This is a genomic window from Paraburkholderia sp. BR10937 (assembly GCF_040965695.1).
In the GTDB taxonomy this organism is placed as follows: domain Bacteria; phylum Pseudomonadota; class Gammaproteobacteria; order Burkholderiales; family Burkholderiaceae; genus Paraburkholderia.
The window spans coordinates 1-19,629 of sequence record NZ_JBFRCL010000084.1; the positions used below are offsets into that span (position 1 = coordinate 1).

Annotated in this window: 21 protein-coding genes; 11 read left to right on the forward strand and 10 right to left on the reverse strand. The window is 66.5% G+C overall.

Annotated features, from left to right (window positions below; genetic code table 11):
- Nucleotides 1–181: 181 nt before the first annotated feature.
- From AB4Y44_RS39015 to AB4Y44_RS39030, 4 genes are all read left to right on the forward strand, one after another.
- Nucleotides 182–400 (forward strand): DUF2945 domain-containing protein, encoded by a 219-nt coding sequence (locus tag AB4Y44_RS39015; RefSeq protein WP_342921677.1) that lies wholly within the window; start codon nucleotides 182–184, stop codon nucleotides 398–400.
- Between the two features lie 134 nt (nucleotides 401–534).
- Entirely contained in the window at nucleotides 535–1,098 is a 564-nt protein-coding gene (locus AB4Y44_RS39020; RefSeq protein ID WP_342921678.1) for a hypothetical protein, read from the forward strand.
- 65 nt (nucleotides 1,099–1,163) lie between these two features.
- Nucleotides 1,164–1,571, forward strand: coding sequence for an OsmC family protein (locus tag AB4Y44_RS39025; protein ID WP_342921679.1), 408 nt, complete (start codon nucleotides 1,164–1,166; stop codon nucleotides 1,569–1,571).
- 5 nt (nucleotides 1,572–1,576) lie between these two features.
- Complete coding sequence (locus tag AB4Y44_RS39030) at nucleotides 1,577–2,422, forward strand: GNAT family N-acetyltransferase (RefSeq protein WP_342921680.1); 846 nt, start codon at nucleotides 1,577–1,579, stop codon at nucleotides 2,420–2,422.
- Nucleotides 2,423–2,427: 5 nt separating this feature from the next.
- Here AB4Y44_RS39030 and AB4Y44_RS39035 read toward each other — a convergent pair whose 3' ends face one another.
- The 5 genes from AB4Y44_RS39035 to AB4Y44_RS39055 form a co-directional block, all read right to left on the reverse strand.
- On the reverse strand, nucleotides 2,428–3,567 hold the full coding sequence (locus AB4Y44_RS39035; RefSeq protein ID WP_368702492.1) for a lipocalin-like domain-containing protein: 1,140 nt from the start codon (nucleotides 3,565–3,567) through the stop codon (nucleotides 2,428–2,430).
- Between the two features lie 16 nt (nucleotides 3,568–3,583).
- Nucleotides 3,584–6,169, reverse strand: a complete 2,586-nt coding sequence (locus tag AB4Y44_RS39040; protein ID WP_368702493.1) for an FtsX-like permease family protein — start codon at nucleotides 6,167–6,169, stop codon at nucleotides 3,584–3,586.
- Nucleotides 6,170–6,238: 69 nt separating this feature from the next.
- The gene (locus AB4Y44_RS39045) at nucleotides 6,239–6,925 is read right to left on the reverse strand and encodes an ABC transporter ATP-binding protein (RefSeq protein WP_342921791.1); all 687 of its coding nucleotides are present in this window, start codon (nucleotides 6,923–6,925) and stop codon (nucleotides 6,239–6,241) included.
- Nucleotides 6,926–6,950: 25 nt separating this feature from the next.
- Nucleotides 6,951–7,424, reverse strand: coding sequence for a ferritin-like domain-containing protein (locus tag AB4Y44_RS39050; RefSeq protein ID WP_342921683.1), 474 nt, complete (start codon nucleotides 7,422–7,424; stop codon nucleotides 6,951–6,953).
- Nucleotides 7,425–7,536: 112 nt separating this feature from the next.
- Nucleotides 7,537–8,028, reverse strand: a complete 492-nt coding sequence (locus tag AB4Y44_RS39055; RefSeq protein ID WP_342921684.1) for an SRPBCC family protein — start codon at nucleotides 8,026–8,028, stop codon at nucleotides 7,537–7,539.
- Nucleotides 8,029–8,132: 104 nt separating this feature from the next.
- On the opposite strand from AB4Y44_RS39055, the gene AB4Y44_RS39060 reads away from it, so the two are divergent.
- From AB4Y44_RS39060 to AB4Y44_RS39075, 4 genes are all read left to right on the forward strand, one after another.
- The gene (locus AB4Y44_RS39060; RefSeq protein ID WP_368702494.1) at nucleotides 8,133–8,729 is read left to right on the forward strand and encodes a DUF1571 domain-containing protein; all 597 of its coding nucleotides are present in this window, start codon (nucleotides 8,133–8,135) and stop codon (nucleotides 8,727–8,729) included.
- A 298-nt stretch (nucleotides 8,730–9,027) separates the two neighbouring features.
- Nucleotides 9,028–10,083 (forward strand): hypothetical protein, encoded by a 1,056-nt coding sequence (locus AB4Y44_RS39065; RefSeq protein ID WP_368702495.1) that lies wholly within the window; start codon nucleotides 9,028–9,030, stop codon nucleotides 10,081–10,083.
- Between the two features lie 52 nt (nucleotides 10,084–10,135).
- A complete protein-coding gene (locus tag AB4Y44_RS39070) occupies nucleotides 10,136–10,504 on the forward strand; it encodes a DUF2784 domain-containing protein (protein WP_342921687.1) in 369 nt (122 codons plus the stop codon).
- 225 nt (nucleotides 10,505–10,729) lie between these two features.
- A complete protein-coding gene (locus AB4Y44_RS39075) occupies nucleotides 10,730–11,968 on the forward strand; it encodes an FAD-dependent oxidoreductase (protein ID WP_368702496.1) in 1,239 nt (412 codons plus the stop codon).
- A gap of 48 nt (nucleotides 11,969–12,016) precedes the next feature.
- Here AB4Y44_RS39075 and AB4Y44_RS39080 read toward each other — a convergent pair whose 3' ends face one another.
- Nucleotides 12,017–12,961 (reverse strand): LysR family transcriptional regulator, encoded by a 945-nt coding sequence (locus AB4Y44_RS39080; RefSeq protein ID WP_368702497.1) that lies wholly within the window; start codon nucleotides 12,959–12,961, stop codon nucleotides 12,017–12,019.
- Between the two features lie 126 nt (nucleotides 12,962–13,087).
- Between AB4Y44_RS39080 and AB4Y44_RS39085 the strand changes: the two genes are divergently transcribed.
- Nucleotides 13,088–13,729, forward strand: coding sequence for a glutathione S-transferase family protein (locus tag AB4Y44_RS39085; protein ID WP_368702498.1), 642 nt, complete (start codon nucleotides 13,088–13,090; stop codon nucleotides 13,727–13,729).
- Between the two features lie 33 nt (nucleotides 13,730–13,762).
- On the forward strand, nucleotides 13,763–15,802 hold the full coding sequence (locus AB4Y44_RS39090; RefSeq protein WP_368702499.1) for a pyridoxamine 5'-phosphate oxidase family protein: 2,040 nt from the start codon (nucleotides 13,763–13,765) through the stop codon (nucleotides 15,800–15,802).
- 30 nt (nucleotides 15,803–15,832) lie between these two features.
- On the opposite strand, the gene AB4Y44_RS39095 is transcribed toward AB4Y44_RS39090, so the two are convergent.
- Both AB4Y44_RS39095 and AB4Y44_RS39100 read right to left on the reverse strand, forming a co-directional pair.
- Entirely contained in the window at nucleotides 15,833–16,042 is a 210-nt protein-coding gene (locus tag AB4Y44_RS39095; RefSeq protein WP_342921692.1) for an alpha/beta hydrolase, read from the reverse strand.
- A 183-nt stretch (nucleotides 16,043–16,225) separates the two neighbouring features.
- Nucleotides 16,226–16,810, reverse strand: coding sequence for a DUF308 domain-containing protein (locus AB4Y44_RS39100; protein ID WP_342921693.1), 585 nt, complete (start codon nucleotides 16,808–16,810; stop codon nucleotides 16,226–16,228).
- Between the two features lie 151 nt (nucleotides 16,811–16,961).
- On the opposite strand from AB4Y44_RS39100, the gene AB4Y44_RS39105 reads away from it, so the two are divergent.
- The gene (locus tag AB4Y44_RS39105) at nucleotides 16,962–18,443 is read left to right on the forward strand and encodes an HD domain-containing phosphohydrolase (RefSeq protein ID WP_342921694.1); all 1,482 of its coding nucleotides are present in this window, start codon (nucleotides 16,962–16,964) and stop codon (nucleotides 18,441–18,443) included.
- 199 nt (nucleotides 18,444–18,642) lie between these two features.
- Here AB4Y44_RS39105 and AB4Y44_RS39110 read toward each other — a convergent pair whose 3' ends face one another.
- The gene (locus AB4Y44_RS39110; protein ID WP_342921695.1) at nucleotides 18,643–19,008 is read right to left on the reverse strand and encodes a hypothetical protein; all 366 of its coding nucleotides are present in this window, start codon (nucleotides 19,006–19,008) and stop codon (nucleotides 18,643–18,645) included.
- A 26-nt stretch (nucleotides 19,009–19,034) separates the two neighbouring features.
- Nucleotides 19,035–19,466 carry a hypothetical protein gene (locus AB4Y44_RS39115; protein WP_368702500.1) on the reverse strand — a complete coding sequence of 144 codons (432 nt, stop codon included), beginning with the start codon at nucleotides 19,464–19,466 and terminating at the stop codon, nucleotides 19,035–19,037.
- Nucleotides 19,467–19,629: the final 163 nt, after the last annotated feature.

The window sequence follows — 19,629 nt, forward strand, 5'->3', positions numbered from 1 at the left end:
AACCAGGCGCTCATCGCACTGGCACGGCGACGCTGCGACGTCCTGTTTGCCATGCTGCGAGACGGCACCTTTTACGAACCCAAGTCAGCCCCTAGCGCTTGACGAACCACATAGGGGCACCCCCCCGCAGGAACGAAGAATGCGACTCCGGAGGGGGATTCAACCACCGGAGCGCACAATCATGTCCCATCGACTCAAAACAGGCGATCGCGTCACGTGGAACACCCCGGAAGGCATGGCGACAGGCACGGTCGTCCGCCGGATCATCAGGGATACGGAACTGGAAGGTCACACTGTCGCCGCGTCGAAGGACGACCCGTATTACGAGGTCGAAAGTGAAAAAGACGGTCAGCACGCGGTGCAACCCGCCGACGGACTGGAGAAAGTGCACAAGCACTGATCTGCACGGAATTACACGGTCGAATTCGCCGGCCGGGAGCCGGGTCTCTTTGAGGGACAGGCTCGCTGTTCCCTGATACAACTCGAAACGTTCTGTGCACGATGAGTCGGTAAACTTCTCGTGCGGGCAAGCCGATGGCTTGCCGAAGCGCACCGCTGTTACCCTCATCACCCCTTCCCCGGCGCGCGGCCGTATGCCACCGCCGGGAAAATGACCTGGAACGTATTGTGGACGACCGATTCGACCGACGCGAACTGTTGCTGCACCTCGGAGAGGTTCTCGAAGCGATGCGCAACGTCGGCGCGACTCAATCCTTTTCGCCCGTTGCGCTCATTGCGTCGCGCGAGCCTTCCCTGCAGGCGTTGCCCTTCCTGCGGCACATGTCGCCTCGCTTGCGCGCGAGAGATTTTCTTGAACGGGCCGCAAGCGCCTACGCGAGCTGGCCAAGGGCGCTCCTGGAGACCGAACTCGATCGCATCGAGCTTGCGTCGACGGTGCAGCGCGAACTCTTCGCGGACGATCCGCAAGGTTGGGCATCGTACGCCGCCTGGGTCAGGCAGAAGGTCAGCTGGTTCGGACTCGAACTCGATAAGTCGGCGCACGCCTCGACACCGGTGAACGATCGTGACGACGAGAACGGCGGAACGTCACAGTCATCCGCGATGAAGACGGGCTGGCCATGGCAATCAATCGAGTAAGCTACGCGCCGCCGCCTGGCTAATGCGCTCACGCGCGAGAACCCACCACTTTCGAGGAATTGTCCATGCCGCTCGCTACCGCTACTGCCAGCCTCGCCGCCGACGCGCCCAACTACGTCGTCGCCATCGAGGCTGGCCGCCACCCGCTGACCGGCGACGAAGGCCCGCACGAGGGCGGCGAGGACCGCGGCCCCGCGCCATTCGCGTTCGTGCTCTCCGGGCTCGCCGCGTGCACGGCCGCCACGCTGCGCATGTACATGCAGCGCAAGACCTGGCCAGCCGCCGCGATCGCCGTCGAGGTCAGCCTGCACGCGGATCACGACGGGACCCAGTACATCCGCCGCGGCGTTGCAGTCGGCGGACCGCTCGAGGAAGCGCAGCGCGCGCGCCTGGCCGAAATTTGCGAAAAGACGCCTGTCACGCTCTTCATCAAGCGCGGCACGCGCATCGACACGACCTTGCGCATTGGATGAATTTCATGGATCAAACCGGCGACTTCATCGTACGCACCATGTCGGCCGACGAGGTGGCCCAGTCGGTCGAATGGGCGGCTGCAGAGGGCTGGAACCCCGGGTGGCACGACCCGCGCTGCTTCCGGGCAGCGGATCCGGACGGTTTCTTCGTCGGCCTCTGGCGCGGCGAGCCGGTCGCGTGCCTCAGCGCCGTCGCCTACGACGACCGCTTTGGCTTTATCGGTCTCTACATCGTGAAACCCGGATTTCGCGGCATGGGCTTCGGCATGCGAATCTGGCAGCACGGTATGCGTTACCTGGGAGACCGTAACATCGGTCTCGATGGCGTCGTCGCCCAACAGGCGAACTACGGCAAGTCCGGATTCCGGCTCGCGTACCGCAACATCCGCTATCAGGGGCGCGTGAGCGGCATCGGGTGCGCGTGTGCGGGGCCGGCCGCGGACGTGCCGTTCGAGCAGTTGCTTGCCTACGATCGCGCCTGTTTTCCCGCGGCGCGCGAGCGTTTCCTCCGCGCCTGGATCGCGCAGCCGGATGCCGTCGCGCTCGCTACCGTCGACGCGGGCCGCGTCGCCGGCTATGGCGTCGTGCGGCGCTGCGAAGCGGGCTGCAAGATCGGCCCGCTCTTCGCCGACGATGCGGACGTTGCCACGGGCCTCTTGCGCGCGCTGGCGGCGAGCATGCCCGGCGAGGTCATGGTGCTCGACGTGCCCGAAACGAATCCTGCGGCCGTCGCGCTGGCGGAGCGGCACGGTATGACGAGCGTGTTCGAAACCGCGCGGATGTACACAAAAAACGCGCCCGCGATTGCCATCGATCGCGTGTTCGGGGTGACGTCGTTCGAGTTGGGTTGATCGCGCTAAAGCTGGAGCCGCTGAACATAGCCCGTGAGTTCGAGATAGCCGCGACCTAGCGGTTTTCCTGTGGGTTTCGCTGCGGTGTTTGCCTTGCCCGTGCTCGCCGCTTCCGCGGCAAACGCCGTCACCGCGCCCTCCCAGTACACCGCGCCGGTGCTCGCGCGGCTGTCGAACTCCTGATCGTCCATGAGCGGCACCAGCGTCAGATGCACGTCCTGCGCATCGACGCGCATCGCCACCGGATACTGTGCGCCGGTATGCGGCGAACGCCACTGGCGCAGCGGCGTGAAGCGAATGCTCTCGGGCGTCAGCGTATGTGTGGTTCCATCGGCGGCGCGCAGCGTGCCGCCTGCCCAGAAATTGCCGCCGGCCTTGTCGCGAATCTGCAAGGCCATCAGCGCGCCGCCGTCATCGAAGTTGATGCCGATCCAGTCCCAGCCGACCGCGCCATCCGCGAGCGGCGCCGACGACCATTCGTGATCGAGCCACGCCTGCCCTCGCACGTTCGCGGCGTTCCTGTTCGAATCATCACCGCGCTTGAGCACACCGTCGACTTGCAACCACGGTACGCTGTAGTAGTAGCTCGCTTCGTCCGGCAGCGGGCCTTTGCGGCTGTACCCACCCGCGCCGTTGACGAGCACCGGCTGCGTCGGCGCCAAGGTGAAGGCGAACGCAAAGCCAGGCGTGGCGACGTTCAGGCGGTAGCGGTCGTCCGCGTTGCGCTCGAGCGACCAGTCGTCGATGTGTACCGCCGTATCCGTCTCGCTCGCATCGGCAAGACCAAAGCCGCGGCGCGCAATGCGCTGGTCGTGCTGCAGGCTGCCCGCGCGCGGATCGCTGAGCGCCACGTTGGCGAACAGCAATTGATTCGGCGCGAAGCGGCTCGGGTTCGCATCGTCGAGCGCGGGGCGCGAGCGGAAGAAGCTCGCTTCGAAGCCCAGCGATGCATCGGTAGCCGTGGCCGCGTCAGAATCCGTTTGCAGCCAGCCGGTCACGTACCACCATTCGGTGCGGTAGCTCGAATGCGCGCCATAGTCGCGCGGGAACACGAGCGGCTGTCCGTTCGTCACCGCGGGATAGTCCGGCATGCGCGCCCACGCAGCGCCTGGCGACAGCGCGGCGAGCGGCGATAAGAGGAACATGCGCCGTCTCATTGCGTCACCAGTCGTCGCGCACGGCGCGCACCGCATCGACCGACATCGCGGCGCGCGAACTCACGAGCGCCGTGAGCGCAGCGGCCACGACGACCGCAGAAGCCAGCGCGGCCAGCAGTCCCCACGGCATATGCACGCTCATCGTCCAGTGAAACGACTGCGGATTGACGACATGCACGAGCACCATCGCGAGACTCAGGCCCAGCGTCAAGCCGGCAAGCACGCCGAGCAGCGCAACGAGCGCGCCTTCCATCGCGAGCATGAGCGCGATCTGGCGGCGCGTCACGCCGATATGCCGCAGCATGCCGAACTCGCGCGTGCGGGCAAGCGCCTGCGACCCGAAGCTCGCGCCCACGCCGAACAGACCGATGATCACCGCCACCGCTTCCAGCAGATACGTCACGGCAAAGCTGCGGTCGAAGATCCGCAGGCTCGCCGCGCGGATCTCGCCGGGCTGCGCGAACTCGAGGCGCTGCCCGCCGTGCACGCTCTCGCGCAAGCGTGCGATCGCCTGCGCCGGCGCCACGCCGGGGTCGAGCCACAAGGCGGCATCGCTCACGCGCGTGTCGTGCGTCAGCCGGCGATAGTCGTGCGCGTCGATCACGATGGCGCCGAACTGGCGGGCATAGTCGCGCCAGATGCCGGCCACCGTGAACGGCAAGTGCTGGCCCGCCAGCGGCAGCGTGATGCGCTGGCCCGCGTGCATCCCGTACAGATCGGCAGCCGCCTCGCTGATCCACACGGGCGGCGGCTCGCCGGCTTGCGGCACGCGAGGCGCCGTCGTCAGCGGCAGGCGCGCGGTGGGGTTACGCGCATCGATGGGCCGCGCGAGCAGGCTCACGGGCGGCAGGCGAGCGTCGAGCGAGATTTGCGTCGCGCGCAGAAACTCGGCGCGCGCGATGCCGGGCGTGGCGGCGATGGCCGCCTGATCGCCAGGCGAAAGAAACGCGCTGTCGCCGCCCGGCGAAGCGCGCAGATAGAGCGGCGCGGGCAGCAGCAACTGCAGCCAGTCGTCGACCGCCACGCGAAAGCTCGACACCATGATCGCCATCGCCGTCATCAGGCTGAAGCTCGTGACGATGCCCGCGAGCCCAATCGTCGCGCGGCCGGGGGCATTGGCGAGCTGCGCCAGCACGAGCTGCGGCAAGGCGTGATTCGAGCGCGGCAGCACGACGAATACGGCGCGCGCGAGCGCCGGCATCGCCAGCACGCCGCCCAGCAACAACAGGGCGATGGAAAGATAGCCAAATACCGGCAAGCCAGCCACGGGCGGCAATAGCGCGGTGACGACCCCGGTGGCGATCGCGAGCAGCGCCGCCGTGACCGTGCGCTTCGTACGCAGCCGGGCGGCCGGCGCTTCTTCGTCGCCCGCCTTCAGCGCCCGCGCGGGTCGCGCCCTCGCGGCTTCGAGCGCCGGCGCAAGACTGCCGAGCACCGACGCGGCCATCCCCAGCGCAAAGAATATCGCCGCGGGCATCGCATCGAAATGCACGCGCGGCTGCATCCCTTCGAAATAGCCGCCGCCCAGATCGCCGCCCGCGTAGCGGAGCACGGCGGCCGCGAGCGCGAAGCCGATGGCGAGGCCCGCCGCCGCGCCGAGCACGCCGAGAATCGCGCCCTCGGAGACGACGAGCCACAGCACGCCACGCTGCGTCACGCCGATCGCGCGCAACAGCGCAAACTGCGCACGGCGCCGCAGTACGGCGAGCGCCTGCATCGTGAAGACGAGGAACGCCCCCGTGAACAGCGCAACGAGCGCGAGCACGTTGAGATTCGCGCGATATGCACGCGAGAGCATCGAGGTGCGCTGGGCGTTGTCGCCCGGCGTGACGGCGGCGACCCCCGCGGGCAGGCGCGGCGCGAGCGAATGCGCGAACACTTCGGCATCGACGCCAGGCTTGAGCTTGATGTCGATGCGCTCGAGCGTGCCGAGCCGCTGCAAGCGCCATTGCGCGGCGCCGATGTCCATCACGCCGACGCGCACCGCATCGCCCGATGCGGGCAGCACACCCGCGACGCGCAGCGCGACCGAAGCGAGCCCGACCTGCACCGTGAGCGCGTCGCCGGGCTTGAGCGCGAGCCAGCTCAGCGCGGCTGGCGAGAGAAATACAGTGTCGGGGTCGAGCAGATCGAGCGTGGTGGCCTTCGCGCCATTCGCACCATTCGCGCCAATCGGGCCATACGTGCCGTTCGTGCGATCGGCAAGCTCCACGCGTCCGACGAGATTCGGCGTGACATACCCTGCGCGAAACACATCGACGCCGAGCAGCTTCAACGACTCGCCGCGCCCCGCCACGCGCGCATCGACCTCGACCGCCGGGCTGGCCGCGGCGACCTCGGGCAAGCGGGCAATGCGCGGGTACAGCGCTTCATCGAAGCCCGCGCGCGGGCCGCGCAATTCGATATCGGCGTTGCCCATCAGCGAGTTGACGGTGGCCGACAGCTCGTTCAGTGCCGCGCGATTGATCAACTGCACGGCGTAGCCCATCGCGACGCCCGCCGCGATCGCGAGAATGCCGATCAGCGTGCGCAGCGGATGCGCGCGCATTTCACCGGCGATGAGCGCCGCGCCGACGCCGCCAGCCGGCATGCGATCGCCCGGACAACGCAATGCAGCAGCGTCGCGCGATGAACCCACGGCGCCGAACCAGCGCATCGCCTACGCGCCGCCTGCGCCGGGCGCGTACGGCTCGAGCCCGGCGGGCGTGAGCCGCAGCACGCGGTCGGCGGCAGCCGCCACGACGCTCGAGTGCGTCGCGAGCAGCACGCCCGCGCCGTTCTTCTGCGCCAGTTCGCGCAGCAGCGCGAGGATGCGCATCGCCGTGTCGTGATCGAGATTGCCGGTGGGCTCGTCGGCCAGCACGAGACGCGGCTGATGCACGAGCGCGCGCGCGATCGCCACCCGCTGCAATTCGCCGCCCGACAATTCGCGCGGCAGCGCGCGCTCGCGCCCGCCGAGCCCGACGGCCTGCAGCACGGACGAGACGCGCACCGGCACGTCTTTCGCCCGCATGCCGTTCAGGCGCAGCGGCAGCGCGATGTTTTGCGCCGCCGAGAGGTTCGGCAGCACATGGAACGCCTGGAACACGAAGCCCATTTTCTGGCGGCGCTGCAGGGTGGCCGCGTCGTCGTCGAGTGTGCCGAGATCGTGTCCGTCGAAGACGATCTGTCCCGCGTCCGGCCGGTCGAGCCCGGCCGCGAGATTGAGCAGCGTCGATTTTCCGGCGCCCGATTCGCCCATGATTGCGACGCATTCACCCGAGCGCAGCTCGAGATTCACGCCGCGCAGCACGTTGCGCGGCGTGGTGCCGTCATAGTGCTTCGATACGTTGGCGAGCGTCAGCATCATGTCGAACCAAACGCAGCGCCTGTCAGGCGGGCCCCATGTCCTGCTGCGGCGACGTCGCGGTCGTGCCCGGACGGCGCAGCATCTTGTCGACTTCGCCCGCGTGCAGTTCCTCGACCTGGATCATCTGGCGCGCGTAGTCCTCGAGCGCAACCGAGCGGTCTGCCACGAGCGAAAGCAACTCGCGGTAAAGGCCGAGTGCGATCTGTTCGGCCTCGAGCGATTCGCGCAGGATGGCCCCGATATCGAAGGTATGGGAATCGAGCAGCGGACCGATGGCGAGCGACGGATACGCGCCGAGCGTCGTGATCCATTCGCCAGCCTGCTGCGCATGCAGGAGCGACTCGTCCGCCTGCTGCCGCAGCCACGAGACGATCGGAATGCGGCCGAAGCCGAACACCAGGAACGAATAGTGCGTGTAGCGCACGACGCCCGCCAGCTCGGATTCGAGGATCTTGTTCAGCACGGCGACGACGGGCTCCTTCTCGATCTCAGTCATGTTGCCTCCCATGCACGGCAAGTAAGCGGTGGGGACTGTTCATAACACCTCCGTCTCGCAGAAATCTTGCAGAAAGCGTGTGCAAGCGCACTGACGAATTCGATTGTTGCACTTATCGCGGTTTGCCGCTGCAGTCGACCAACCGTGCATCGAGCAGGCGCGCAAGCGCCAGGCCGCCTTCGCGCATGATCGAATCGTGATTCCAGCGGAATACCAGCCGCGCGAGGGGCGCGAGTGCGACCGCGCTCATCCACGCACTGGCCGTCCTGACTTGCCAATCGTAGCGCACCACCGTGCGGCTGCCGTCGGCCGCGAACTGCCAGCGCCCCACGCCCTCCAGCGCGCCGCTGGCCTCGCCCTCGAGGGCAACGAGCGGCGCGACGCGCGTGACACGCACGTCGATGATCACGCGATAAGGCAGCACGCCTTTCCACGTGTAACGATGCACGGCACCGAGCCCGTCGGTCTCGCCCGCCCGCAACTCGCGTACCGCCTCGACGTTCTTCCACCACATCGGCCAGTTCATCGCATCGTGGATCGCGTCCCATACCGGCTGCACGGGCGCCTCGATGCACCACAAGGTGGTCAGACGGAATTCCGCCATCGTACGTTTCCTCCTTGTCCGCGCCAGGACCAAGCCTGCATTGCGCGGTACGAAGCCGTGCTCCAGAATGACCCATCTTCCACATTCGAGTATAGGAGGGGGCAATGACGCTCCCAGACCGGGATTTCGTGGCCGCCGCACAGGCACGCTTCGATGCGCTCGCAAACTACCAGGTCACGTTGAAATCGACATCGGCGGGAGCGGAAACGGTCGAGGTGCTCTATGGCTACCGAAAGCCCGGCTTCGTCCGGATGGACTTCATCCGGCCGCACGGCGGCGCGACGCTCACCTTCAACCCGGAATCGGGCAAGGTCAAGCTCTGGCCGTTCGGTATCGACACGTTTCCGAGACTCACGCTGAGCCCCGACAATCACATGATCCAGAGCCCGCAGGGTCATCGCGTCGACGAGTCCGATCTCGGCGCGCTGCTGGACAATGTCCGTGCGCTGCAGGAGCGTGGGGACACCCAGGTCGTCGGCGCCGAAACGATCGGCACGCACCAGGCGGCGCATGTGATCGTGATGTGCCGGCCCGGGCACTTCGTGAGCGGCGTGTTCCGCTTTGAGTTATGGTTCGATTTGAGCCTTGGGCTGCCTGTCAAGGTCGTGAGCGAGGGTGAGTCACGCGAGCCGATCGAAACCGTGCTGATGGAAAACCTGCGCGTCGACGTGCCGGATTCGCAGCTCAGGCCGTTCGGCTAGTCGCGCGAGCGATCACTGGCATTGGGGATGTCACTTAATCCTCAGGTTAATCAAGGCGTAAACACGACAGCCTGGAATGCCTCAACCGCTTAGGATGCCAAATAACCAGCCTGCCCAAGCGTGCGCGACGAGCAAGGCTATCGTCGGAAAACATACGTCTGATCCCCCAATCGTTGCTAACGCAGTCAATCGCGAATCCGTCGACGGAATCTACCGTGAGCGCCCCGCTCGCCTGCGAACAGGAAGCGTCGCTCTGCCCGAAAGGTATTCCCCGTTTGCTGGGTCGAAGGGACATGGGATGTTCAGAAACTTTATCGAGTTCGCAAGACAGGTGCGGCGCAGCGAAGACTTCAAGAACGCCCTCAATACGCCAACCCGCCTGTCCCTGCATGCGAAGCAGCGCCTCAACCGCGGCCACTTCGTCATAGAGATTCGCGCAAATTCGGGCTTCTTTTCCGTCATGCAGATCGTCCTGTGCATCCTCCTGTACTGCGACGAAAAGCGTCTGACGCCCGTTATCTCGGCGCGCGGCGGCAGCTATGGCGACGCGCAAGGCAAAATCGACTGGCTAGCCGAATACTTTGAAAACCTCGCACCGTCCGCCCTGCCGGACGCCGCGAGGGCGGGTTTGCGAACGTCGATCGTGCGCGATCTCGGCGATCTGGGCTTTCGCCGTTACGAAGCCGGCCTCGGGCTCGCGCGGGCAAGTACGGTATTCTTGTCGAACTATCGGCCAGGCGAAGCGATCCGGCAGGAAGTCACGCGCATCAGCGAGCGGCTCGAAATTGGCGCCTCGACGCTGGGCGTCCATTTTCGCGGCACGGACAAAAAGTTCGAGGCCCATACGATCGACTGGAGTGCGTTTTGCCGCATGGTCGAGAGCACCCTTGCGGACGATCACCGGCTCACGAACATCTTCGTCTCCAGCGACGAGCAGGCCTTCCTCGACTTCTTCCAGAAGTGGGGCTTCGCCGTGCCCGTCAACGTCGCGCCTGCCACGCTGCTCGCGAGCGGCGAGAAGCCCGTGCACTTCAGCGGACATCCCGGACTCGACATCGGCCGCGAAGCCCTGGTCGCGAGCCTGCTACTCGCAAACTGCGGCCATTTGATCAAGACGCCCTCCTATCTCTCGGCGTGGTCGAAGATCTTCAATCCGTCGCTGCGGGTGAAGCTCGTCGTGCCGCCACGCAACAACGCCTTCTGGTTTCCCGATAGCCAGATCTGGACCGAACAGACCGGCCGCGACAACGACCTCCCGAATCCTGAAATCGAAGACGCGGCCTTCGACTCGCCGTTCACGGCAACCGCGACGACGCCAAACGCGGGAGCCCTTCCCCGGCCTGTCGACCTCTGAAGACGTATCATCAAAGCCAGAACGCAGGGCGCGAGCAACTGCGAGCATCGTCATGGACTGGCTGGCCAACACCGTTCTCGTGCTACATGCACTGGTCGTACTCTTCATCGTCGGCGGCCTGGCCGCGATCTGGGTGGGCGCCTGGCTCGAGCGCGGTTGGGTGCGCAACCGCGCGTTCCGGCTCACGCATCTCCTTGCTATAGGGGTCGTCGCGCTTCTTGCTGTCCTCGACATCCCGTGTCCGCTCACGGTGCTCGAGGACTGGCTGCGTACCGGGCACACCGGGCCGCAGGGCTTCATCCAGCGCTGGGTCAGCGACTTGCTGTACTACGACTTGCCCGGCTGGGTGTTCGCGACGGCTTATGCAGGATTCCTGCTGATTGTGGCAATCACCTGGTTTCGTGTCCCGCCGCGTTCGTGACGGCAACAGCGCGTCGATCTTTCGGCGTGTAACGACACTGGCGGGACACCGCCTGTTTTCTCTGACGCCTCGCATCCCGAACATCGAATCTTGCCTCCACAGCGTATGCGAGTCGCATAATAGCGCTATCCGCGCGCCTCTCGACACGCACGCTCACGCGCCTCATGCGCCGTCAGTTTGCTGACGTCCGGGTTCGCCTCGCCGCCATGGCGTGGAGGTTTTCAAATGACACAGGGCAGCTACGACATCGTGATCGCGGGCGGCGGTCTCGGCGGCGCAACGCTTGGCCGTGCACTGGCAGGCGCCGGCGTGCGCACGCTCATCGTCGAACGCGAGACGGCGTTCAGGGACCGCGTGCGCGGCGAGGGCATGATGCCTTGGGGTGTCGTCGAAGCCCGCGCGCTCGGCATCGACCGGCTGCTCTGCGATGACGGCGCGCACGTGGTCCCGTTCTGGCGGCGCTACAGCGGACTGGTGCCGGCCGAATCCCGCAAGCTCGCGGAGACCACCCCCGGGCACACCGCGTGTCTGGACTTCTATCATCCGTCGATGCAGCGCACGCTGCTCGACGCGGCCGAATCATCGGGGGCCATCGTGCTGCGCGGCGCCGAGGTCGTGCGCGTCGATCCGGGCGATGCCCCGGGCAAGCCGCCGGTCGTCGAGATTCGCACGGATGGCGGCACCCATCGGGTGAAAGCGCGGCTCGTGGTAGGCGCCGACGGTCGCCGGTCGACGGTGCGCAGAATAGCCGGCTTCACGCTCAACCAGGATCCCGGGCGGCTGGTCGTGGCGGGGGTGCTCTACGAGGGGCTCGATACGCCGGAGGATTCAGTCCACCACTTCCAGTGCCCCGCGTTGGGCCAGGCCGCATTGATCTTTCCGATCGGGCAGCAGCGGTTCAGGTCGTACTTCGTCTCGTGGGTCGGGCAGCGCGCGCACCCCATCAGCGGCAGCGGGCATGTCCGCGAGTTCCTCGACGCCTGCGTCGATACGGGCGTGCCGCGCGACTGGTTCGAACGCGCGAGTGTCGTTGGCCCGCTCGCGGCGTATCCCGGCGCGGACATCTGGGTCGAGCATCCCTGCATCGGCAGCGTGGTGCTGATCGGCGATGCAGCGGCGGCCAGCGACCCGTCATGGGGATGCGGGCTGTCGTTGACGCTGCGTGACGTCAGGGTGCTGCTTGACCGTCTGCTCGCCAACGATGACTGGGAAGCCGCCGCGCACGCGTACGCCTTCGAGCACGACCGCTATTACGGCGCCCTGCACCGCGTACTGGACTGGCTCACCCAGCTGCTGTACGAACGCGGCGCGAGCGCCGACGAGCGCCGCGCCCGCATCCTGCCGTGTTTCGCCATGGAGCCCGATCGCGCGCCCGATCTTCCCGGGCTCGGCCCGGAGACGCCATCGGACGAAGAGGCGCGCCGGCGGTTCTTCGTCGAGGATCGTTTTTTGCCTCCGGGCTGATCTCGCGGCGCATATTCAACGTCACGCACGAAAGCGTGCCAGCGACGCTTACGCGGCACGGTTCGCGATCCTCGCCTTCAACGCCTCGATGACCGCCCGCACCTTGCCCGACGGGTAGCTCGTCGGCGCAAACACGGCCTGCACACTCAAAGGCACCCCGGACCATTCGGGCAGCAAGCGGACCAGCGCGCCGGACGCAAGATCCTCGCGGGTCGAGAAATCGGTCAGCGCGGCAAAGCCGCCACCTGCGAGGACCGCCGCGCGCGCGGACGTCGCCGTGTTCACGCACAGCGCATTCACGCAGCGCACGCGGCGCACCGCTTTGCCATGGCTGACGCGGCCCGTCGCGAGCCGCCCGGCATCGCGCGTCAACTCGAGCGTCGACGGATGCCGCAGCACGCTCATCGCGATATGCGGCAAGGACGCCAATGCGTTCAGCGACCTCGGCATGCCGTGCCGCGCAACGAATGCGGGGCTCGCGACCAGCCAGCGCACGTAGCTGCCAAGTTTCACCGTGCGGTAGTTCGAGTCCGGCAGATTGCCGAGCCGCACAGCCAGGTCGATCCCCTCGCCGATCAGGTCGACGTAGTGATCGGCGCAAACCAGTTCGATGTCGAGTTCCGGATAGACGGCGCGCAGATCGACGAGCGCGGGCGCGACGATCTGCGCGCCGTAGTCGACAGGCGCGCTCACCCGCAGCGCGCCGCGCGCGGGCGTGGCCTCGTCCGAGACGGCCGCGAGCGCCTCTTCCGTCATCTGCAGGATGCGGCAGCTGGCGTCGTAGAACGCACGGCCCGCATCGGTCACGGAGAGCTGACGCGTGGTGCGCGTGATCAGGCTCGCGCCGATCTCGCGTTCGAGGCGCTGCATGTGCGCGCTGACCATCGTCTTGGCGATGCCGAGCCGCTCGGCCGCGGCGGTCAGCGAGCCCGCTTCGACCACGGCGACGAACACCGCCAGCCGGTTCAGATTTACGTCACGCACGTCGGTCATCGGCGATTGTCCACTTTCGATAGAAAATGAATGCAAGCTTAGCAGTCTTCTCGCGCGCGCAGCCATTGCCTAATCTGAACGCTCCTGGCCGCTTCATCCAGAAGCGCCTTCGTTATGGAGAATGCGATGCCCCCTGCCCGTCCCGCCACGCCGATCCGCCTGTACACCATGCCGCTATCCGGCCACGGACACCGCGTCCGGCTGTTCCTGTCCATGCTGGACCTGCCGTTCGAGATCGTGCCGGTGGATCTCGCCGCGGGCGAACACCGCCAGCCCGCGTACCTGAAGCTCAATCCCTTCGGCCAGGTGCCGACCATCGTCGATGGCGCCACGGTGTTGTTCGATTCGAACGCGATTCTCGTCTATCTGGCGAAACGTTACGGCGATCCGTCGTGGCTGCCCGACGACCCGCTCGGCGCGGCTGCCGTGCAACGCTGGTTGTCGCTCGCAGCCGGTCCGATCGCGTTCGGCCCGTGCGCCGCACGCCTCGTCCACGTTTTCAAGCGAGATCTCGATCTGGCGCGTGCCCAGCAAATCGCGCAGACGCTGCTGCCGCTGCTCGATGCCGAACTCGCGCACAAGCCGTTCGCCGCGGGCGAGCACGTGACGATCGCCGATATTGCCGCGCATACCTACATCGCGCATGTACCGGAAGGCGGCGTGTCGCTGGAGCCGTATCCGCATCTGCGCGCATGGCTCGACCGCGTGGCCGCGTTGCCGGGCTTCGTGCCGATGCCATCGACGAAAGCGGGCCTGCTCGCCGCCTGAACGGCACCTGCGCGCCGCCAACCCGAGACCGTCATGACCGCTCTCCCCGAACTGAATCCGTACCGCGCCGCGGGGCCGTTTCACGACGGCGAGCGCGAGGCCCAATTGCGCGCGGGCGTGGCCGACGTTGCGCTCGAAAACGGCGCGCGCGGTATCCGCGACTACATGCCGGACCAGCATCGCGCGTTCTTCGCGATGCTGCCGTTCATGGTGTTCGGCGGCGTCGACGCAAACGGTCAGCCCTGGGCCACGCTGCGTGCGAACAAGGCGGGCTTCGTGTCGGCGCCGGACAACCGCACGCTGCGCATCGACGGCGGCGCGCTGCCGGGCGATCCCCTCGAAGGAAGCTGGGTGCCGGGCGCGCGTATCGGCGGGCTCGGCATCCAGCCGCATACGCGGCGGCGCAACCGCGTGAACGGCGTAATCGAAGCGGTCGATGGCGGCGTGGTGACGCTCGCTGTCGAGCAGAGCTTCGGCAATTGCGCGAAGTATATCAATGGACGTGAACCGGCTTTCGTCGGCGATGCGCCGGCGCACGCCACGTTCGAACATGCGCAGGCACTCTCGGACGAAGATCGCGCGCTGATCGCGCGCGCCGACGTATTTTTCATCGCCACCGCCAATCTCGACGATGCAGCGGGAGCCGCGGGCGGCGCCGACGTGTCGCATCGCGGCGGCATGCCCGGCTTCGTGCGGATCGACGACGCGCGCACGCTGACCGCGCCCGACTTCAGCGGCAACAAGTTTTTCAACACGATCGGCAACCTGCTGCGCGATCCGCGCGCAGGGTTGCTGTTCGTCGACTTTGCGCGCGGCGATCTGTTGTATCTCGCCGTGCGCGCCGAAGTGATCTGGGACGGTCCCGAGATCGCGCAATTCCCGCTGGCACAGCGGCTGGTGCGCTTTCACGTGGCTGAAGTGCGCCGCGTGCGGGACGCCTTGCCGTTGCGGTGGTCGGCGGTCGACTATGCGCCGCAGTTCGCGCAGGCTTCGACGGATGCCTCGCCGGCGCATGCGCCGAATAAAGCCGACACGCGCCCGTGGCGCACGCTGTGCGTCGCCGAGGTGCGCGACGAGTCTCCGACGATTCGCTCGTTCCATTTCGAAGCGGTGGACGGCGAACCACTCGCCCCGTTCGAAGCGGGACAGTACCTTCCGCTGCGCATCGCCATGCCTGGCTCGGACAAGCCGCTCATGCGCACCTATACGCTCTCCGCGGCGCACGATGCCGTGCATCCGGTGCGCTACCGGATCAGCGTGAAGCGCGACGGCGCGGCGTCGCGCTGGCTGCATGAACACGCCCGCATCGGCTCGCTGATCGACACGCTGGCCCCGCGCGGCTCGTTCACGCTCGACGCACGCAGCCCGCGCGCGATCGTGCTGGCGGCGGCAGGCATTGGCATCACGCCGATGCTGGCGATGCTCGACGCGGCACTCACGCTAGAACCGCAACGCCGTATCCACGTGTTCCATGGGACACGCGGCGAGCACGAAAGGCCGTTCGCAGCAGCACTGCGGGAGATCGAACGCGCGCATCCGAACGTGTCGGTGCATCTGTACGACAGCGCCGCGCAGCACGACTCGCCCGATGAAGCCCGGTTCGCGGGCCGCGTGGACATCGATGCGTTGCGCCGCTTCCTGCCGTTCGACGACTACGACTTCTATCTGTGCGGCCCCGAAGCGTTCATGCGCGCTCTGTACCACGGGCTGCGCGCGCTGAATATTGCGGACGGGCGGATCCGCTTCGAGGCATTCGGGCCATCGAGCCTGAAGCGTGCGCCTGATCACGCGCCCGTTGCGAGCGAGGCAACGACAGTCAGACCGGTGACCTTCGCCCGCACGGCGAAAACGGTGCAATGGCAGCCGCAGCAGGGCTCGCTGCTCGATACCGCCGAGCGCTGCGGCACCGACGCAGTGTCGAGCTGCCGCTCCGGCATGTGCGGAACCTGCGCCACGCGCGTGCTCGATGGCAGCGTGGAATACGACGAAGCGCCGGAGTTCGGCGTCGAGCCGGGGTACGCGCTGATCTGCGTCGGGCATCCGGCAGCGGGCGGCGTGACGCTGGATCTCTAGCCGCCATGCTCGCTGCGCGCGCGACCAGCGTCAGCTCGGCGCGCGCAGAAATCGCACGACTTCGTCGTTGAACCGCTCGGGAAACTCGATGTTGGAGAGGTGCACCGCCGGCAGCATCAGCAGCCGCGCGCCCGCAATCGCCTCCGCCATCTGCACGCTGTAGCTCGCCGCCGTGACCGTATCGTGCTCGCCCCCAATCACCAGCGTCGGCCGCACGATGCGCGCAAGCGACTCCCGCATATCCGCTTCCTGCACGGCACCCCACGAACCGGCAAGCCCATGCCGGTTCGTCGTAACCGGTCGATCCGGTCCGGCGCATGCACGCCCAGCCATTGGCCAATAATTCCGCCCAGTGAGAGCCCGAGAAAATGAGGAGAACGCACCGATGATCTATTCAGGCAACACGCCCGCTGCGCCGGCGCGTCACGACGTTCTGGCCATCTTGCTGCGCAGCTGGCCAGCCGAAAGCCACAAGGCGGAGATCAGAAAGTAGACGGCGCCGACCGCTGCATAGCCCGCCACCTTGTCGATCGCGGAGGCCAGAGGTGCGCCGCCCTGCACGATGAAAAACACCCCTGCCAATGCCGATTGAGCACCGCTCAGTATCATCGCCCATTGCGCGCCGAAGCGCTTCCAGCGACGCACGGCGGTGCCGAGCTGAAGCAACCCGGCAAGGATGGCCCACACGCCAAACACGCCCAGCACCCCGTGCGCGCCCAGCTTCAACGCCACCATCACGGCGACCGTCGTCAAGATGCTGATGCCGACGTTGACGACCTGTGTACGGTTTTCCTCCGCCCCGCCGCTGCGCAACATGTCGAGATAGTTGGCCACGGCATCCCACGCCGGATAGACGACAAGCAGTGCCGCGATTCTGGCCGGCGAATGCTGCCCGAGCGAGAATGCCAGTGCGACCCAGGCGACGGAAAACGCGGTCCGCACAAAGTAATACTGCTTGAGCCAGCTCGCTTCGCGAGTGAGCGTGAGATCTGCGTGTCGATCAGCCATGGCAACTCCTGAACAGTTCGTGACAACGGTGCAAAGGATCGCACTCGCCTCGTTTTTGCGGCATCGGTCGAATGACCGACCCTCGCGGGGTCGAATGGCGTTGTGACGTATAGTGATCGAACGCCTGACGTGCGCCCTGCCTCCCATGCCGATGACCGACGACCAAGCTGGCCTTTTCCCGCTGCGCGTGTTCGATGCCGTGAAAGCACTCGCCTTCATCGGCGATCTGAGCATGGGCCAGCCCACCGATCATTCGCCGCGCACCGCATGGCTCGCGGCGCGCCTCGCGCAAGCCGCCCGGCTCGACGCGTCGACGATCGATACCGTGCGGGAGACGTCGCTGCTGCGCTGGTCGGGATGCACGGCAAACGCGGCGGGCTTCGCCGACGTTTTCGGCGACGACATCCAAAGCCGCGTCTCGATGCTTGACGGCCGCACAGACTGGGTCACGCCACTCGAGTCGCGCGGCGGTGCCGCCGCGGTACTCACGCCGCTCGCGCAGACCCACTGCGAAGTGGCGGGCGAAGTGGCGCGCATGCTGGGCCTCCCGCTCGCAACCGAAACGGCGTTGCGTCATATCTTCGAAATGTGGGACGGCAACGGTGTGCCCGCGCATCTTGCACGCGAAGCCGTGCCGATGACGGTGTTCGTCGTCGCGCTTGCCGGAGATCTGGAGATTTTCAGCCGCACGTACGGTGTCGAGCAGGCGCTCGGTCTCGTTGCGCAACGCGCCGACACGCGCTATCCACTGCGGCTCGTCGAGACCGCGCAGCGCAGTGCGCCCCTTTGGCTCGCGGAACTGGAACATACGTCACTCGCCCCGCTCGACGCTGCGCTGACGACCTCGCCCATGCAGCAGGCAACGTCGGCGGAGTTGATCGCCGACGTCATCGACCTCAAGCTGCCCTGGATGACCGGCTTCTCGCGCGCGGTCGCGGCAACGGCCGCCCGGTGCTGCGAACGTCTCACAACGGACAAGGCCGCGCACGAACGCGTCTACCGCGCAGGATTGATTCATGGGATCGGGCGGGCAGCGGTGCCCAACGGCATCTGGAATCTGAGCGCGCGTTTGCCCGCAAGCGCCTGGGAGAAGGTGCGCCTCGTGCCCTACTGGACGTCTCGCGCGGGCAGGCAGGCCGGCACCCTCGGTGACGCGGCCGAACTCGCATCGTATGCGTATGAACGATTGGACGGCTCGGGTTATTTTCGCGGCGCGCGCGGCGAGGCCATGACGCTGGAGGCGCGCGTGCTGGCTGCTTCGGTGGCGTGGGTCGCGTTGCGCTCGGCGCGCCCGTGGCGAACCGCGCTCTCCGACGACGCCGCCGCGCAACAGCTGCGCGACGAGGTCACGAGCGGCCGGCTGAGCGGCGAAGCGGTCGATGCGCTGCTGGCCGAAGGCGCAGTTGCCGTCAGGCGCCCGATGAACAGCACGCCGCAGCGCTCGCCGCTAACGCCGCGCGAAATCGACGTGCTGCGTGCCATCTCGCGCGGTGCGAGCAACAAGGAAGCCGCGCGAGAACTGGCGCTGAGTCCGAGCACAGTGCGCACGCACGTCGAAAGCGTGTTTCGCAAGTTCGAATGCTCCACCCGCGCAGCGGCGACACTCAAGGCATCGGCAATGGGCCTGCTTTAGCGATCATGCCGATGCGTTCCGGAAGAGAACGCCGCGCGTTGCCATGTCCGGTGGCAGCAACGCGTTGCAGCTAGTGCAGGTTAATGGTTTTTTCCCCCTGCTTTTTTTGGTGGTCTCTCACGCTTCCCGGATTTTTAGGTGGTCTCTCATGCTACCCCAACTTGTTTGATCTCCTCTGCTCCCCCGAATCAGGCATGACTCAGTCTATTTCTTGTCCTCCGGCTCTGGCCGCGAACCGATCCAGCAAACACTGCAGCCGACGCTCCTGAATGTGCAGGATCCCCGGTGTGGAACGGAGCTCGAGCACGCGGGAGTGCCAATAACTCGCACCGAAAATCGCCATCGCCTTGTCCGCGCCGATCGCGCTTTCGAGGTGAGCAATTGCCGTGTCGAGCGTGTGGACAGTGTAGGGACTCTGCGGCCGCCTTTCTGTCTCTGTCTTTATCTGAATCGTTTTCTCGCGCCCTGCCCGCTTGCCTCCCGCCTGGCTATCGCGCTCCTGCGCAAGCAGGGACTGCAGGCGCTGCTCATCGCGCGCCTCGTACCGGATGGAGTTGTCTCGCATCGCACGGTCTCCTCGTCGGCGATCGCTCACCAATTACCGTCAAGCATGTTCCGGCGCTCGCTGATGATGACCGTCGGGCCCGGATTGTCGTGATTAACCAGGGTCGCATCGGTGCACACGGTGCGGGCCGCTTTGGCGCCACGGCGGTGGCGTGCAACGGACTCCAGCAGGCTCAACGTGATGCAGAAACTCCGGTCGATCTGCTCCGTCCAGCACTTCTGGTCATAGGCGGCCAGCGCCTGCACGAAGACGTCGTAGATCTGGTCCGGAAAAGTCACGCCGCTCGACTCGATGCGGACCATGAGCGCCCTTGCCCGAAGCAGTTCGGCCAGGATCGTCGCGTCCGGCTGCGTCGCCGGTTCAGGCTCCAGCTTGCAAGGGCGTGCGCGGGTTTCGTCATCCGACGCGAAGCGGAGAATATTCAGCAGGCTTTTGAAGTCGGGATGCGGCGTATGCATGATGGTGTCCCTCATCGTCCGAACTGCAGCGACTCCATCCTGCGCGTCCCGGGGCGCTGGCAAAACCGGCCATGGCGGGGGAAAAACGCCTCCAGAAGGCGGCCCCACAAGCGTCCCCCGCTATGGGGGGATCGCAACCTGCAGGATTACGGGTACAGTTGGG

Bases quoted from the DNA above. Each gene is read 5' to 3' on its own strand.
- AB4Y44_RS39015 (WP_342921677.1), top strand. From the start codon at position 182: ATGTCCCATCGACTCAAAACAGGCGATCGCGTCACGTGGAACACCCCG.
- AB4Y44_RS39020 (WP_342921678.1), top strand. From the start codon at position 535: ATGGCTTGCCGAAGCGCACCGCTGTTACCCTCATCACCCCTTCCCCGG.
- AB4Y44_RS39025 (WP_342921679.1), top strand. From the start codon at position 1,164: ATGCCGCTCGCTACCGCTACTGCCAGCCTCGCCGCCGACGCGCCCAAC.
- AB4Y44_RS39030 (WP_342921680.1), top strand. From the start codon at position 1,577: ATGGATCAAACCGGCGACTTCATCGTACGCACCATGTCGGCCGACGAG.
- AB4Y44_RS39035 (WP_368702492.1), bottom strand. From the start codon at position 3,567: ATGTTCCTCTTATCGCCGCTCGCCGCGCTGTCGCCAGGCGCTGCGTGG.
- AB4Y44_RS39040 (WP_368702493.1), bottom strand. From the start codon at position 6,169: ATGCCGGCTGGCGGCGTCGGCGCGGCGCTCATCGCCGGTGAAATGCGC.
- AB4Y44_RS39045 (WP_342921791.1), bottom strand. From the start codon at position 6,925: ATGCTGACGCTCGCCAACGTATCGAAGCACTATGACGGCACCACGCCG.
- AB4Y44_RS39050 (WP_342921683.1), bottom strand. From the start codon at position 7,424: ATGACTGAGATCGAGAAGGAGCCCGTCGTCGCCGTGCTGAACAAGATC.
- AB4Y44_RS39055 (WP_342921684.1), bottom strand. From the start codon at position 8,028: ATGGCGGAATTCCGTCTGACCACCTTGTGGTGCATCGAGGCGCCCGTG.
- AB4Y44_RS39060 (WP_368702494.1), top strand. From the start codon at position 8,133: ATGACGCTCCCAGACCGGGATTTCGTGGCCGCCGCACAGGCACGCTTC.
- AB4Y44_RS39065 (WP_368702495.1), top strand. From the start codon at position 9,028: ATGTTCAGAAACTTTATCGAGTTCGCAAGACAGGTGCGGCGCAGCGAA.
- AB4Y44_RS39070 (WP_342921687.1), top strand. From the start codon at position 10,136: ATGGACTGGCTGGCCAACACCGTTCTCGTGCTACATGCACTGGTCGTA.
- AB4Y44_RS39075 (WP_368702496.1), top strand. From the start codon at position 10,730: ATGACACAGGGCAGCTACGACATCGTGATCGCGGGCGGCGGTCTCGGC.
- AB4Y44_RS39080 (WP_368702497.1), bottom strand. From the start codon at position 12,961: ATGACCGACGTGCGTGACGTAAATCTGAACCGGCTGGCGGTGTTCGTC.
- AB4Y44_RS39085 (WP_368702498.1), top strand. From the start codon at position 13,088: ATGCCCCCTGCCCGTCCCGCCACGCCGATCCGCCTGTACACCATGCCG.
- AB4Y44_RS39090 (WP_368702499.1), top strand. From the start codon at position 13,763: ATGACCGCTCTCCCCGAACTGAATCCGTACCGCGCCGCGGGGCCGTTT.
- AB4Y44_RS39095 (WP_342921692.1), bottom strand. From the start codon at position 16,042: ATGCGGGAGTCGCTTGCGCGCATCGTGCGGCCGACGCTGGTGATTGGG.
- AB4Y44_RS39100 (WP_342921693.1), bottom strand. From the start codon at position 16,810: ATGGCTGATCGACACGCAGATCTCACGCTCACTCGCGAAGCGAGCTGG.
- AB4Y44_RS39105 (WP_342921694.1), top strand. From the start codon at position 16,962: ATGACCGACGACCAAGCTGGCCTTTTCCCGCTGCGCGTGTTCGATGCC.
- AB4Y44_RS39110 (WP_342921695.1), bottom strand. From the start codon at position 19,008: ATGCGAGACAACTCCATCCGGTACGAGGCGCGCGATGAGCAGCGCCTG.
- AB4Y44_RS39115 (WP_368702500.1), bottom strand. From the start codon at position 19,466: ATGCATACGCCGCATCCCGACTTCAAAAGCCTGCTGAATATTCTCCGC.